Origin of the sequence: Chryseobacterium formosense, assembly GCF_900116415.1 — a bacterium.
GTDB classification, from domain to species: Bacteria; Bacteroidota; Bacteroidia; order Flavobacteriales; family Weeksellaceae; genus Chryseobacterium; species Chryseobacterium formosense.
Genome location: NZ_FPAP01000009.1, coordinates 1 through 15799, shown reverse-complemented (window position 1 = coordinate 15799; position 15799 = coordinate 1). Strand labels below are relative to the sequence as shown.

At 34.8% G+C, this 15799-nt stretch carries 14 protein-coding genes; 10 read left to right on the top strand and 4 right to left on the bottom strand.

The features are described 5' to 3' along the window. Positions 1-229 precede the first annotated feature (229 nt). From BM371_RS19975 to BM371_RS19965, 3 genes are all read left to right on the top strand, one after another. Positions 230-742: a YceI family protein gene (locus tag BM371_RS19975; protein ID WP_034672506.1), complete on the top strand. Its 513-nt coding sequence runs from the start codon at positions 230-232 to the stop codon at positions 740-742. Between the two features lie 114 nt (positions 743-856). Further along, entirely contained in the window at positions 857-1684 is an 828-nt protein-coding gene (ygiD, locus tag BM371_RS19970; protein WP_034676852.1) for a 4,5-DOPA-extradiol-dioxygenase, read from the top strand. A 48-nt stretch (positions 1685-1732) separates the two neighbouring features. Next, complete coding sequence (locus BM371_RS19965; protein WP_051882500.1) at positions 1733-2902, top strand: carboxypeptidase-like regulatory domain-containing protein; 1170 nt, start codon at positions 1733-1735, stop codon at positions 2900-2902. 58 nt (positions 2903-2960) lie between these two features. Here the strand turns inward: BM371_RS19965 and BM371_RS19960 are convergent, their stop codons facing one another. After that, the gene (locus BM371_RS19960) at positions 2961-4466 is read right to left on the bottom strand and encodes a S8 family serine peptidase (protein ID WP_034672508.1); all 1506 of its coding nucleotides are present in this window, start codon (positions 4464-4466) and stop codon (positions 2961-2963) included. Positions 4467-4748: 282 nt separating this feature from the next. Between BM371_RS19960 and pfkA the strand changes: the two genes are divergently transcribed. Further along, positions 4749-5735, top strand: a complete 987-nt coding sequence (gene pfkA, locus BM371_RS19955) for a 6-phosphofructokinase (RefSeq protein WP_034672511.1) — start codon at positions 4749-4751, stop codon at positions 5733-5735. 33 nt (positions 5736-5768) lie between these two features. Then, the gene (gene gap / locus BM371_RS19950; RefSeq protein ID WP_034672512.1) at positions 5769-6773 is read left to right on the top strand and encodes a type I glyceraldehyde-3-phosphate dehydrogenase; all 1005 of its coding nucleotides are present in this window, start codon (positions 5769-5771) and stop codon (positions 6771-6773) included. Positions 6774-6851: 78 nt separating this feature from the next. Here the strand turns inward: gap and BM371_RS19945 are convergent, their stop codons facing one another. Together BM371_RS19945 and BM371_RS19940 are read right to left on the bottom strand one after the other, a co-directional pair. Then, positions 6852-8759 carry a hypothetical protein gene (locus tag BM371_RS19945; RefSeq protein ID WP_074958914.1) on the bottom strand — a complete coding sequence of 636 codons (1908 nt, stop codon included), beginning with the start codon at positions 8757-8759 and terminating at the stop codon, positions 6852-6854. Positions 8760-8937: 178 nt separating this feature from the next. Next, on the bottom strand, positions 8938-9801 hold the full coding sequence (locus BM371_RS19940) for a glycoside hydrolase family 25 protein (protein ID WP_083415642.1): 864 nt from the start codon (positions 9799-9801) through the stop codon (positions 8938-8940). 64 nt (positions 9802-9865) lie between these two features. On the opposite strand from BM371_RS19940, the gene BM371_RS19935 reads away from it, so the two are divergent. The 5 genes from BM371_RS19935 to deoC all read left to right on the top strand — a co-directional run bounded on the left by BM371_RS19935 (position 9866) and on the right by deoC (position 14270). Beyond that, positions 9866-11128, top strand: a complete 1263-nt coding sequence (locus BM371_RS19935) for an NAD(P)/FAD-dependent oxidoreductase (protein ID WP_074958912.1) — start codon at positions 9866-9868, stop codon at positions 11126-11128. Beyond that, positions 11125-11799, top strand: coding sequence for a tRNA (guanosine(37)-N1)-methyltransferase TrmD (gene trmD, locus BM371_RS19930; protein WP_065720771.1), 675 nt, complete (start codon positions 11125-11127; stop codon positions 11797-11799). The genes BM371_RS19935 and trmD overlap by 4 nt, the downstream gene beginning before the upstream one ends. 290 nt (positions 11800-12089) lie before the next feature. Beyond that, positions 12090-13034 (top strand): endonuclease/exonuclease/phosphatase family protein, encoded by a 945-nt coding sequence (locus BM371_RS19925; RefSeq protein WP_074958909.1) that lies wholly within the window; start codon positions 12090-12092, stop codon positions 13032-13034. A gap of 16 nt (positions 13035-13050) precedes the next feature. Continuing rightward, positions 13051-13521 (top strand): Lrp/AsnC ligand binding domain-containing protein, encoded by a 471-nt coding sequence (locus BM371_RS19920; protein WP_074958907.1) that lies wholly within the window; start codon positions 13051-13053, stop codon positions 13519-13521. Between the two features lie 2 nt (positions 13522-13523). Further along, complete coding sequence (gene deoC / locus BM371_RS19915; protein ID WP_074958905.1) at positions 13524-14270, top strand: deoxyribose-phosphate aldolase; 747 nt, start codon at positions 13524-13526, stop codon at positions 14268-14270. Positions 14271-14322: 52 nt separating this feature from the next. On the opposite strand, the gene dusB is transcribed toward deoC, so the two are convergent. Then, complete coding sequence (dusB, locus tag BM371_RS19910) at positions 14323-15318, bottom strand: tRNA dihydrouridine synthase DusB (RefSeq protein ID WP_074958904.1); 996 nt, start codon at positions 15316-15318, stop codon at positions 14323-14325. Positions 15319-15799: the final 481 nt, after the last annotated feature.

The following is a 15799-nucleotide window of genomic DNA, read 5'->3' as shown; positions in this document are numbered from 1 at the left end:
CCGCGATTGAACGGCCTGTCTGAGCTCTTTCTCGAATCTTTAGCGCGGCGGCTTTGCCGCCGCGCTAAAGATCTTGGAAAGCGAGTAGTGAAAGCGGGAATAGCTCCTAAAAAAATGACACACCATGAAATTCAAGCTGCAAGTGATTTTCTTATCCTAAATCAATGTTTAGGGTATCATTATTGCCGTAGATTTGCTTCAATAAATAACAACATAAAAAACAACAACAATGGCTACAAAATGGAATTTAGATCCGGCTCACAGTGAAATTACTTTCAAAGTAAAACACATGATGATCTCTAATATTAAAGGAAACTTCACCAATTTCAATGCTGAAATTGATGCTGATGATGATACTTTTGCCAACGCAAAAACTACGGCAACGATTCAGGTAGATTCTATCTCTACACATAATGCAGACAGAGACAATCACTTGAAATCTGCAGAATTCTTCAACGCAGAAGCAAACCCTACAATTACTTTCGAATCTACTGCGCTAAACAATTCTATCACAGGAAATCTTACCATCAATGGTGTAACTAAGCCTGTAACTTTAGATGTAGACTTTGGCGGAATCAATGTAGATCCGTGGGGAAATACAAAGGCTGGATTCTCTTTCGAGGGGAAAATTAACAGAAAAGATTTTGGTCTGAACTGGAATGCAGCTCTTGAAGCAGGAGGTGTAATGGTAAGCGAAGATGTGAAAATTGCAGGTGAACTGCAGTTTGTAAAACAAGCTTAATTTAATCGATTTCTACAAGCCGAAAAGTTGCAGAATAATGAAATCAATTATTTTTTAAATCATAAAGGTTCAGGGCATTTTAAAAACCTTGAACCTTTTTTAATCTCAACAAAAATGAATCTTAACGATCTACAGAATATCAGCAATGAATTGAATAATTCGGAGAAAATGCCGGTTCTTTTTCTCGGACATGGTTCTCCGATGAATGCAATTGAGGAAAATCAATTCGTTCAGGGATTCCGGAATGTGGCGAAAGAAATCCCGAAACCGAGTGTGATTCTCTGTATTTCTGCCCATTGGTTTACTCGTGGAACGAAAGTTACTGCGATGGATATGCCTAAAACCATTCATGATTTTGGTGGTTTTCCGCAAGCCTTGTTTGATGTACAATATCCCGCTCCCGGAAATCCCGAATTGGCGCATGAAACAAGAGAACTTCTGAAACCTGTTTTAGTAGAAGAAGATCACAATTGGGGACTCGATCATGGTGCGTGGTCGGTCATTAAACATATGTATCCGAATGCAGACATTCCTGTGATTCAGTTGAGTATTGATTACACAAAACCTCCGCAGTATCATTTTGATTTAGCTAAAAAATTAGAAAAACTGAGAGAAAAAGGTATTTTAATTATCGGCAGCGGAAATATTGTTCATAATCTTAGAATGATCGACTGGCGAAATATCAACACCGTTGGAACGGGCTGGGACTGGGCAATCGAAGCCCGCGAAAAAACAAACAACTGGCTTCTCGACGGAAATTTTCAGAATCTGATCGATTATCAGAAGCAAGGAACTTCATTACAGTATGCAATTCCTACACCCGATCATTATCTCCCACTCATATATTCTTTAGGTTTAAAAAATAAATCGGAAGATCTGGTTTTGTTTAATGACGATTTAATCGGAGGTTCTTTGAGCATGACAAGTGTAAAAATAGGTTAACGACCAAATATTTTCATTATCACTATAAATTTAGTAATATTGTTTACCATGAAAAAAATAATATTACTTTACTTACTGTTGCATCCCCTATTCCTACTTTTTTCTCAAACGATAAAAGGCAGAGTCGTTAATGATATTGACAAACCTATTGCGAATGTCAATATTTATCTCGACGGAACCACAACAGGAACAATTTCTGCTGCAGATGGGACATTTGTATTGAATATTCCTCCAAAGACAAACAACAGTGTCGTCTTCAAAAAAGATGATTACGAATCTTTCACTGCAAACAGCTCAGATGTTATGAATAAAAACCTGAAGGTTGTTCTGCTAAGAGCTAAAGAAATTGAAGAAGTTGTAATCATTCCTTTTACTGAAACTGCCTACAAAAACTACATTCATTATTTTCTAAATAATTTCATTGGTGAAGATAAAGCCAATGTTAAAATAAAAAACCAACGCACCTTAAAATTCTCTTATGATAAGCAGAATAAAATTTTAAGGGTAAAAGCTCCACAAACTTTAATAATAGAAAATAAAAACCTGGGTTATACAATTGAATATAAGTTAGAAGAGTTTGTAGCAGATTTTGAAAATAAAATTACCACTTACTATGGAACCAGCTATTTCAAATCAACAAAAAATACGGATAAAATAAAACTCAACAGAATGAATGCTTATGACGGAAGTGCATTTCATTTTATGAGAAGTCTCTATCAAGGAAAAGTAAAGGATGAAGGATTTGTAGTAAATCAGATAACCAAATTCCCAAATTCAAAATATCCTACTGATGAGGAATTAGAACAGCTTAAAGATTTTACGAAAACCTTTAAAGCCACAAAAACGATTACTGTCCCTGATAACATTCAGGATATTATGAACCGTAAGAATAATGAACCAAAATATCGAGTTGCTGTTACGAAACCTAATATTTCTGAAACAGATTATACAAAAAAAATTGATGACAGAGTGATTTTAGATTTTAAAGATATTATTGAAATAAAACACGATAAATATTTTTATGAGTTTAATAAAAATGAAATTGTAAAGAGCAAACTTCCTATAAAACAGATGTCTCATGTACATTCTAATGACGAAACCTTTGAAATATACAGCAACGGAAACAATTCGAACCCTACCAATCTTTTGTATCAGGGAGATTTTACTAAAAATAAAATAGAATTTCTTCTTCCTTTAGATTATCAGTTAGGAGATTAATTTAAGCCAAAAAAGCTTCCAAAACGGAAGCTTTTTTATATTTAAAAACAACTTAAAATTATTGTACAGCCTGTAAAACATTAATATTTCCATAGCCGTAATCAGCATTTTTAGTCGGATAATAGGTTGCAGACTGTCTCATTTTATTTAAAACCTGCTCTCTCGTCCATGACGGATTTTTAGACCAGACCAAAGCTGCAATTCCTGCTGTAGAAGCGGTTGCGACAGAAGAACCACCCACATAATCGGTTTGGCCATTGTAATAACTCAGCACTGGAATATTATTTCCTGAAGATCTTTCCATCTGATAGGTAAAATCAATTTCTGATCCTGAATGACAGACATCGCACTTCTGATTCGAAGTATTTTCTTTTACTCCTGTAATAGCCTGCGTTTCGGACATCCAAGCCGGAAAAATTACGCCAACAAAAGTTGTAAAGTTTGTGGAAGTTCCGCCTGCGCAGAAAATCAGTTTTCCTTTTGAATACGCATATTTTACACCGTCTTCAATTTTTCCGACAGAAAAAATATGTCCCATTGACATAGATATTATTTTTACACTTGTCGTATTGGCAAGATTGGTAAAAGCGATTTTTACCCCTTCCTGTTCGTGGTATCCGTCCAAAACAACATTTGATGCTGCTCGGTAAGAAATCAAATTTGCATTATAAGCAACACCAACCGGTTGTCCCTGATTATTTCTCGGAGCCGCCATCGCCGAAGCCATACTCGTTCCGTGACCACATTTATCATCTGCTCCGTCATAGCCAGAGCTCCACGGCCAAACCGAATCTACGTAAACTCCATTTTTGCTGATTGTTCTTCCTGAAGATAAGCCATTATTAAAACTCCCGCTCAATAAACTTTGGTTAAAAGAAACTCCGGAATCAATCAATCCGATGGTAACACCTGATCCTGTACTGTAATTCCATGCGCTTGTAATATTGTGCTTTGCAAATGACCAAGGCGCTTTTGCATTTGGGGAAACTGTAGTATAATCTGATGCATTTAAAGCTGTGGATTCAAGACCGCAACCTGATGAACTGCTGCTGGATTTCGCCGAAGCTCCGTTAATTTTGTTTTCATTTTCAAAATAACGGTAATCTGCAGGCTCAAAATAACGGATTGATTTAAGTTTTCTTAATGCTATAACGGTTTCCTGTTTTTCAATATAAACATCAATCTGATTTAGATATTCATCGGAAGCCATAAGAACTCTTTCTTTATTCCCTTCATATTGTTTTATAACTTCTAAAATTTCATTCTGCAAAGCTTCAGAATTGGAAGATTTGCTTCTGTCAAAATCGTCTTTTGAATCGCCAAAACCGATAGAAGCTATTTTATTTCCCTGAATAATTCCGCTCCACAAAAAATGCGAAGAAGCTTCATTCCAAGAGAATCTCCCTTTCGTTTTTGTGGTTTCATTAATCTGTTCATTGATTTGTCTTGCACTCAGCGGATCAGTCTGAATAATCTCCGCCTCGACCTGATTGGTTTGAATTTCTTCTCTGGAACATGAACCCAACGCAAAAAGCGTGAGTACATAGAATACACATTTCTTCATAGTAATAGATTTTAAATTTGGTATCACAAGATATTAATTTCTAATGATATACAACCATTAATACTATGCTTTACAGAACAGTTTTCTGTATCTTTAACTAAATAATGATTCCATTTTTGTTTTTGCAATTAATATAAAACACGCACAAAAAGAGATTGGTAATCTTGTATTTAACCATAATTTAGATGCATACAATTAATTTTTCTTTATCAAAGTTATTCAGAAGAATCTGCTATTATCTGAACTTGTTTTCGTAAATTTGTGTTTGAAATTTTTTACTAAATGAGAGAAAGTGCTGTAAAAAAAATTGCAGTTCTTACTTCGGGAGGTGATTCTCCCGGGATGAACGCAGCATTAAGAGCGGTGGTAAGAACCGCAAACTATTACAATATCGAATGTTACGGAGTAAGAGAAGGCTACAATGGTCTTATTCATGATGATTTCCTTAAAATGGGGCCTCGTTCCGTAAAAAATATAATCAATCAGGGTGGAACTATTCTAAAATCTGCCCGTTCTCAGGAATTCAGAACCAAAGAGGGTCGCCAGAAAGCTTTTGAAAACTGCCAGAAATTAGGTATCGACGGCTTGGTTTGTATTGGCGGTGACGGAACTTTTACCGGTGCAAAAATTTTCAACGAAGAATTCGGAGTCAGAGTAATCGGAGTTCCAGGAACTATTGACAACGATATTTTCGGAACAGATAACACGATCGGATACGATACTGCTTTGAACACAGCAATGGATGCCATCGATAAAATTCGTGACACCGCAACTTCGCACAACAGAGTTTTCTTTGTAGAAGTAATGGGTCGTGATGCTGGTTTTATTGCTTTAAACAGCGGTTTGGCAACCGGTGCTCTGGAAATTTTAATTCCTGAAAGAAAAGACAGTATTGACGATTTATTCATTAAATTCAGAAATGCCGAGAAAACAGGAAAAGCTTCAAGCATCGTGGTTGTTGCTGAAGGTGAAAAATTAGCGAACGTTTACGAACTGGCAGAAAAAACAAAATCAGAATTTCCTGATTATGATATTCGTGTTGCAGTTTTGGGACACATGCAAAGAGGTGGTTCACCAAGCTGTGCAGACCGAGTTTTGGCAAGCAGACTGGGTTATGGAGCAGTCGTTGGATTAATGGACGGAAAAACCAATGTAATGGCAGGAATGCGTTCAAATGATCTGACCTACACTCCGATTGAGGAAGCCATCAAAAAACACAATGAAATCAATAAAGATCTATTATTGATCTCAGAAATTTTAGCAATCTAATATTTTATATAATTTTTAAAAAATCAAAACACTATGTCAACAATTAAAGTAGGTATTAACGGGTTTGGTAGAATTGGTCGTCTTGTTTTCAGAGCAATGACTGAAAGAGACAACATCGAAGTAGTAGGAATTAATGACCTTATCGATGCTACATACATGGCTTACATGCTTAAATATGATTCAGTTCACGGGATTTTCCCGGGCGAAGTTTCTGTAGAAGGTAACGACCTTGTAGTTAACGGAAAAAGAATCAGAGTAACTGCTGAAAAAGACCCAAGCAACCTAAAATGGGATGCAATTGGTGCAGATTACGTTGTAGAATCTACTGGTTTATTTTTAGATAAAGAAAGTGCTGCAAAACACATCGCTGCAGGTGCAAAAAAAGTAATTCTTTCTGCTCCTTCTAAAGATGATACGCCAATGTTCGTAATGGGTGTAAACCACAAAGAACTTACTGATGATGTAAAAATCTTATCAAACGCTTCTTGTACCACAAACTGTTTAGCTCCTTTGGCTAAAGTAATTCACGATAACTTCGGAATCGTAGAAGGTTTGATGACAACAGTACACGCTACAACAGCAACTCAGAAAACAGTTGACGGTCCTTCAATGAAAGACTGGAGAGGTGGTAGAGCTGCTCTAAACAATATTATCCCTTCTTCTACAGGTGCTGCAAAAGCGGTAGGAAAAGTAATTCCTTCTTTGAACGGAAAACTTACAGGTATGTCTTTCAGAGTACCAACGGTTGACGTTTCTGTAGTGGATTTAACGGTGAGAATCGAAAAAGCTGCTTCTTACGAAGAGATTTGTGCTGTAATCAAAGCCGCTTCTGAAGGTGAATTGAAAGGTATTCTTGGATACACTGAAGATGCTGTAGTTTCTCAAGACTTCATCGGAGATAAGAGAACTTCAATCTTCGATAAAGATGCAGGGATCATGCTTTCTCCAAACTTCGTAAAACTTGTTTCTTGGTATGACAACGAAATGGGTTATTCAAACAAGTTGGTAGATATGTTGATTCATGCAGCTTCTTTGTAATTGATAATTCATCATCGACAAATGATAAAAAACCTTCCAAATGGAAGGTTTTTTTGTTTTATTTATTAGTCAGTCTTGTCAATCTTTACCACTCACGGTTCTATTTCCAATCGCAAATTTATATCCAAACTGAAATTGATAAAATGCCTGATTATTTGAACTTCCCAAGTAATTATAGGTAATTAGTCGTGCAAATATTGCCTGATTGGGACTTCCGTTAGGATGATAAAAAACCTCCACTTCATTTCTAAAAATAGGAATAATAGGTGGTAACATAATTTTTTCGGATTGATAAGTATTAAAATTCTGAAAATCATACCATGAAAATTCAGCTTTATAATCAAACCCGAAGTTGTTAAACCTTTTTGTCGACAAATGTAAACCACCACCAAATCCCATAGCTTTGACACTTTTAGTAATGGTATCACTTACAGTATGAATATTCATTTCAGAAATATTATAATTGAGTAAACCATACAAACTCAAACTTACCGGAGCGTTTTTATTCTGCCATTTTAAGATTTCCAGATCCAATCCCATAACCAGATAACGTTTTTCTACTAAATCTATATCGTTTTTCACCTCATAATTCGTATTTGTGCTGTCTAATTTTGTCTGCACATAGCGCGAATCTTTTTCAAAACGAGAATAATTTACAGAGGGAGAAACAGCCGGAAAATATTCAATCTGTCCTAAAGTTTTTTTACTTCCAAAAAATCGGAAAGGATAAGGAAATAAATAAAATTTAGCTCTTCCTTCAACTTGTGCTAAACCATTTTGAGAATCTCCGAAAAGGGTCAGAAAATCTGTATAAGCTCTTAGTTCTAGTATTTTTTCTAAATAAGTCTCCTGTTTTATCTGATAAACAGCATTCCCTTTTTCATTTTCTTCAGGTTTTGTAGGAAGCTCTAAAGCTATATCATGAGGAATGTAATGGTTTCCAACTTTATAATTGTAGCTCATAACATCAGATAAACTTATAAACAAATCCTTCATTTTTTCATCAGTGTATTCCCTATATGCATCGTATGAAACTTTTCTGACAGAGCTTTTATAATTCATCATTTTTCTCGTACCAAAACTTGAAAAGAATAAAATACTTATTCCTATCTGATTTGTAAAAATATGCTCATTCCCTTCACCATCCTCTACAAAAACTCTTATATCACAAAAATAGCCGTCTTTAATTTCGACATCTAATTTTTTGAATTTATACCTTAATTCCGGCTGCAATATGTAATCTCCACAGTCATATTTCTTTTCAAGAACAAAATGATTAATCTTTTTAAGCTCCGTTATGCTATCCTCTATTATTTTTCTTCTATTGACATCTAAATTTTTATTCTTATCAAGAAAAATCTGTTTGGTTTTCACTTCATTTTTGGCTGCTCTTATCTCTTTACTTTTAAAGTATTTATAAAAATAAAATTCTTCTTTATTTTTCGGGACTATAATATCCCCAAAATAGCTTTTTTCACCTTTGTTATTAATGACACTTCGAAGGATTTGGGAAGTTTCATCATTTTTACCTTTAAAAATATCTTCTTCTAAAACTTTATTTTTACCAAAATACATATAGACATTTGTATCGACTTCTTCATCTTTCTTAGCAGTTTTACTAAAAACATCGCTTTTATAACCAAACCATTCATCAATTTCCTGCTCACTAATTCCTTTATCGAGTAAGATCGTTTTATTAGCTAAATAAAGCTGATAATTTCTAGCAAGCGTATCATTATATACTTTTGCATCTTTATACTGTTTCTGTAATTTTGTAAAATCTTCATCAAGAGACTGTCCGGAAAAATTTTGTTTAAGCTGAGTTAATTTCTCATTCGTTTCATCATAAAGTGCTCGGAATTTTTTGTGAAAACTATTCAGCTTTAGAATTTCTTTTTTGGCGTTTTCTTTTTCGGCTTGGGAAATTTGGGAGAAAACCATTCCCGCCCATCCAAGCAGAAACAGCAATACAATTTTTGTTCTCATAGTTATTTTGTTTTTTAGTTATGATTTAACTACACACAAAAAACATCAACTATGAATTACAATAATTATAGCCGAGTTTTCAGGTTTATTAGTTTATCACAAATTTTGGAATTTTTATTAAATAAAAAAATCACCCTTTTGGGCGATTTTTACTATAATTTAAAATATTAATATTTCATTAATCCAAAGTCATACTTTTCAGAGACCAGATTCCACCATTGTAAATATTCAAATCGATTTTAGAATTAATTCCATACACAATTCCGTTTTCTGTGAACTGCCAAAAATGCCATTGATCTTCGGGAGATGGCTGTGGAACATCATTATAATTGGCAAGCCAGATCGGGTAATCATCAAACTCACCTCTCAAAAAATCTTTGTAATAATGATAATAGGTATAGATAATAGGTTTTTCACCATATGTTTCTTCCACAATTTTGCACCAGACTTTTAAATCTTCAATCAGCTTTTTATTAGATTTGCTTCTTGGCATTTTTTCAATATCTAAAACGGGTGGTAAATCTCCGCTTTCAAGCTTCACATTCTCTAGAAAATTATTAGCCTGAATGACCGGATCTTCATCTGCTCTGTAAAAATGGTATGCCCCACGAATCAGATTATGTTCTTTTGCAGAAGTCCAGAATTCATCAAAATTTTTATCGGCACTTCGATTACCCATTGTTGCTCTCATCACAACAAATTCAAGCGGAATGGTTTTATTTCCGATACTTAAACTATCCCATTTTATATCTTCTGTATTTTGATAATGAGAAATATCAAAACCATAAGTCTTATCGAGATTATTTGAAATAATTTTCTGAATTCTCAGAGTTTCGTTTTCGCTGTTTTTCAGCTTTTTATGAGTGAATTTATTAAAATAAAGAGCATAATAATAACTTATTGATTGCTTTAGATATAAACCTGTTCCGATAAGTGCAATTAGCAAAATGACAAGCAGGATTCTGCGACGGAAAAAATAGTTCTTCCGCCTTGTTTTATGAAGGTTTCTGGCAGTTTTTTTGGTGTACTTTTTCGGGCTCATAAAGTTTTGCAAAACTAACTTTTTAAGTCTGAAAATACTAAAAAAATCAGTAAATTTGAGTATTATGGAAACACGCGAAAAGATCATCATCATCGGAGGAGGTTTTGCGGGACTGCAGCTTGCAAAAACGCTGAACAATAAAAATAAAAAAGTCATTGTTCTCGACAGAGTAAACCATCACATGTTTCAGCCGCTTTTCTATCAGGTTGCTTGTGGACGAATAGAACCTTCGAATATTTCTTTTCCTTTCAGAAAAATCTTTCAGCAATCCAGAAATACCCAGTTTCGTTTGACGGATGTGAAATCAATCGATCATGCCAACAATAAAGTCATCACCAACGAAGCAGAGTTTACTTATGACAAATTAATCATCGCAACCGGCTGCAAAACCAATTTCTTCGGAAACAAAGAGCTTGAAAGTAAAGCTTTCGGTATGAAAAATACTCAGGAAGCCATCAGTATCAGAAATCATGTATTGATGACTTTCGAAAAACTGATTCTTGAGAAAAGCCGCAGCGACGACGGAAACTGGAATATTGTTATTGTCGGAAGCGGACCAACCGGTGTAGAATTGGCAGGTGCATTTTCGGAAATGAAAAAAGAAATCCTTCCGCGTGATTATCCTTACATGAACTTTGATCATCTTGAGATCATTCTAGTAAGCTCCACCGAAAAGCCACTGGCTGTAATGAGCCCGGAAGCTCAGGAAAAATCTGAAAAATATTTAAAAGAATTAGGCGTAAAATTTCTCAGTGGTGAAGTTGTAACTGATTATGATGGTGATAAGGTTTACTTAAAGAGCGGAAAAGATATTCCTTCAAATAATGTAATCTGGGCCGCAGGAGTTACCGGAAATGTCGTTGATGGTTTTCCTTTCGAAAATTTAATTCGAAACAGATATATTGTTGACCGTTACAATAAGGTAAAAGGCTACGAAAATATTTACGCAATCGGTGATATTGCTTATATGGAAACTCCAAAATATCCGCAAGGTCATCCGCAAGTTGCCAATGTTGCCATCAATCAGGCAAAAAATTTAGGTAAAAACTTTCTGAAGAAAAATAAAAGCGAATGGGTAGAATATGAGTATAAAGATCAGGGATCTTTAGCCACCATCGGAAAGCACAGAGCCGTTGTAGATCTTCCATTCATAAAATTTCAGGGACTTTTTGCATGGTATTTTTGGATGTTCTTACATTTAATGCTTATTTTGAGCGTTCGAAACAAACTGGCCATATTTTTTAACTGGATGTGGAGTTATTTCAACAAAGATTCTTCACTTCGTTTAATCATAGCGCCAAACAAAAAAAATAATACGCAGCAATGAGAATTGACATTATAAGCGTACTTCCCGAGTTGATGGAAAGTCCGTTTAAAACTTCTATTTTGAAAAGAGCAATAGATAAAGGAATCGTAGAAGTACATTTTCATCAGTTGAGAGACTGGTCGGTAAACAAACACCGACAAATTGATGATGAACCTTATGGAGGAGGCGCAGGAATGGTAATGATGATCGAGCCTTTGGATAAGTGTATATCTGAGCTTAAATCTCAAAGAGATTATGATGAAATCATTTATTTAACGCCGGACGGAGAAACTTTAAACCAGAAAATAGCCAATACGCTTTCTATAAAAAATAATCTGATCTTTTTGTGCGGTCATTATAAAGGTATCGACCAGCGTGTAAGAGATTTACATATCACAAAAGAAATTTCTATCGGGGATTTTGTTTTAACAGGCGGTGAATTGGCAGCTTGTGTTTTAGCAGATTCGATCATTCGCCTTGTTCCCGGGGTTTTGAATGATGAGCAAAGTGCATTGACTGACAGTTTTCAGGATGATTTGCTTTCGCCACCAATCTATACAAGACCGGAATCCTACAAAGGACTGGATGTTCCGAAGATTCTTCTCAGCGGAAATTTCGCTAAAATAGAGGAATGGAGACACGAACAAGCCGTAAAAATTACCTCTGAAAAGCGACCTGATCTTTTAGAATAGCTTCAAAACCTTTTATGGTACTTAGTTTTCGATTAAAAATTTACATTCTTTATCACACCAGATAGATTTTCATTCTACCTATATCACTTTTACATGGATTATTTTTTAATGATTAATCCGTGTTTTTTTTCGGAATTTATGTTGTAGATTTGTGACTTATTTGTCATTATAATAATATTTTAAGTTTTAAAAGATAAATTTAATTTAAATCTTATTTTATATTAAAATTTTTAATATATTTAAAATGACAAATGAGATTTAAAGTTTACTGCAATTAGAAAAATGTGTTGATGGAGCTTTTTGCTTTTTACAATGTAGAAAATTTATTCTTGCCTGATCCGCCACAGATTCACAAACTCGATCCTACCAAATCAGGATTAAGAAGCTGGGACGATAGAAAGTACAGAGTAAAGCTTTCGAAAATTGCTCATGTTTTTCGACTGATGAAAGAAGAAAACGGGGTTTTACCTGCCATCATCGGCTTATGTGAAATTTCCGGGAAAAAAGTTCTCGAAGACCTTATACAGCTCGATCCTTTCGATTCTCAATACGGAATTGTGCATTACAATTCTCTCGATGAAAGAAAGGTAGATGTCGCACTTCTATACGACAAATCTAAAGTTGAGATCATAGATTCTGAAGCCATCACCTTCTTTTTTGAAATTGTAGATAACAGACCGGATAATTATGACACCACAAGGGATGTTCTTTATGCAAAATTAAAATGCAACGGAGAACTGATGAATGTTTTTGTAGCTCACTTGCCCTCAAAGCGGGAAAAAGACATCAATCAGCCCAAACGAAACTTTATAATGAAAGAAATTCGTAACAGAATTATAAGCATCATTCATAAAGATCAGGAAAATGTCATTTTGTGCGGTGATTTTAATCAAAACCCGGATGATGAAAATTTAATTAACATTCTTTACGATGATTCACAGGAAAAGATTTTACACAATCCTTTTCAAAAGCTGTTTTCAACTAAAAAATATTCAACTTTTCATTATAAATCCGGATTACTGTTTGACCAGATTATGCTCTCAGATTCTTTTTTCAGAGGTGATGCGGCATTATCTTTTCAGGAGGCTAAAATTTTTAACCCTGAAAGTATGAGTACCAAAAATAAGGGATTTGAAGGCAGGCCTTTCAGAACCTATGCAGGAACAAGGTATCTTGGCGGATTCAGTGATCATTTTCCGGTTTTGGTGACTTTTAAAAGAAAAGATTTGAGTTAAAATAATAAATATTAAGATGAAAAACACAAACAACACAGTTTATCAGTTAGACCCTCTGGATAAAGAAATTATTTATATGTTAATGGATAATTCTAAAAGTTCCCTGGCTTATATTTCTAAACAAGTAGGTATTTCTACAACAGCTGTGCACCAAAGAATCAAAAAACTGGAACAGGCGGGTGTTATTGAAAATTCCATCTCATTTTTGAATCCCAGAAAAATAGGATATAAAGTAGTTTCATACATAGGAATGTTTCTGGATCAGCCAAGTCATTACAATGAAGTAGTAAAGTCTTTAAAAGAAGTAAATGAAGTTGTGGAAGCACATTACACTACCGGAAATTACACCATATTCATTAAAGTATTATGTAAAGACAACGACCATTTAATGCAGATTTTAAGCAAACTCCAAAAGTTAAAAGGCGTTACCAGAACTGAAACTTTCATATCTTTGGAACAAAGTATTTCAAGACAACTGAAAGTATAATTATCATGAACATTGCGCAATATTTAGATTCAACCTATTTAAAAACACCACAACAATCTGGTCTTTCTGAAGCAGAAACATTACAAAAAGTGAAAGATTTAGCTCAGGAAGCGATCGATCATAAAATTTTCGCCGTGATGATTCGCCCTGATTATGTCTCAGAAATTAAGAGTTTTTTAAATGAAAGGAAATCTGATGTTGTATTAGGAACAGTGATTGGTTTTCATGAAGGAACTTACTCTGTTGAAGAAAAATTAGCTGAAGCAGAAAAAGCAATTCATGACGGAGCGGATGAGCTGGATTTTGTCATTAATTATAATGCATACCTTAAAATTGATCTGGAGCTAATTAAGAATGAATTTTTAAAATGCACACAATTGTGCCTTCTTCATCATAAGATTGCCAAGTGGATTATTGAAATCGCTGCTTTGACAGATCAGCAAATTGCAGATATTACCAAACATATTTCCTCTTGGGCAGAAGAAAATTTCAATCCGGAAGATTTAAAGAATATTTTCGTAAAGTCTTCTACCGGTTTTTTTGAAACTCACGATGGAAAACCTAATGGAGCTACTTTTGAAGGAATAAAAATAATGCTTGATAATGCAGGTAAACTTCCCGTAAAAGCTGCGGGTGGAGTAAGAACTTCCGATGATGCCGAAAAGATGATTAAAATGGGTGTTAAAAGAATCGGAACATCTTCTGCATTAGCTTTAATCAGGAATGAATCTTCATCAGGCGGATATTAAACTAAAACTTTCTGAAATAATAAAACCCATCGTAATGATGGGTTTATGTTTTTTATATTTGAGCTTGATATTCTGCGTAAAACTCCTGAGTTTCTTGAATCACAGCGTCCATTTCCTCTAAAGTAAATACTTCGAGGAATTTTCTTCTGAAATCTTTAAAATGCGGTATTCCACGGAAATAATTACTGTAATGCTGTCTCATTTCAATTAATCCTAATTTCTCGCCTTTCCATTCTGCACTCCATTCGGCGTGTTGACGAACCGCCAATAAACGATCTGAGATCGTTGGAGCAGCCAGGTTTTCACCAGTCTTAAAGAAATGTTTTATTTCATTAAAAATCCACGGATATCCGATGGCAGCACGGCCGATCATAATACCGTCACAAGCGTATTTCTTTTTATATTCTAATGCTTTTTCAGGAGAATCGATATCACCGTTCCCAAAAATAGGAATCTCAATATTTGGATTTTGCTTAATTCTTGAAATATGATTCCAATCGGCTTCACCTTTATACATTTGTCCACGCGTTCTTGCGTGAATGGTTAAAGCTTTAATACCTGTTTCCTGAAGACGTTCTGCCACTTCATCAATGTTGATTGAATGACTGTCCCATCCCAAACGGGTTTTCACCGTCACCGGTAAACTTGTAGAATTAACAACAGCTTTCGTTAAACGAACCATCATGTCTACATCTTTCAAAACGCCCGCTCCAGCTCCCTTACAAACTACTTTTTTTACAGGACAACCGAAATTAATATCAACCAAATCCGGATTCACCGTTTCCACAATCCTTGCAGACATAGCCATCGCTTCTTCATCTCCCCCGAAAATCTGAATTCCAACTGGTCTTTCATAATCGAAAATATCCAGCTTTTTTCTGCTCTTAATGGCATCACGAATTAACCCTTCAGAAGAAATAAACTCTGAATACATCAAATCTGCGCCATGTATCTTACAAAGACGTCTGAAAGGTGGGTCACTCACATCCTCCATCGGAGCCAACAAAAGCGGAAATTCCGGCAGTTCTATATTGCCAATTTTTATCATGGTGCAAATTTACGAATTTTCAGACTTTATACAATTTAATAATATCTATTACTCTAATTCTTAAAGAAAGTATTATAACTCATTATCATTAAACATACACAGTTGTTTCGCTCCTACGGTGCTCAGATTCTTACCGCACACATTTTCCTACAAAAGTACCGCTCCATCGGAGCGGCACATTCATTAGTATTTGAAATATTAAATATCAAATCAAGGATTTAGATTTTTTAATACTGGATATTGAGTTTTTAAATATTGAGCTTTAAATACTGAATTTTAAATGTTGAATACCAAATCTTAAATCTCGGATTTTGAATATGGAATTTTGAATATTCTGTTATAAACGAAAAAAGTCTCATACAAATACATGTATGAGACTTTAGCATAAAAAAGTCCTCTAATCTTACGATTGAGGACTTAAAAAAAAACTGGCGGCGACCTACTCTCCCGCTTTCGCAGTACCATCGGCGCTGGTGGGCTT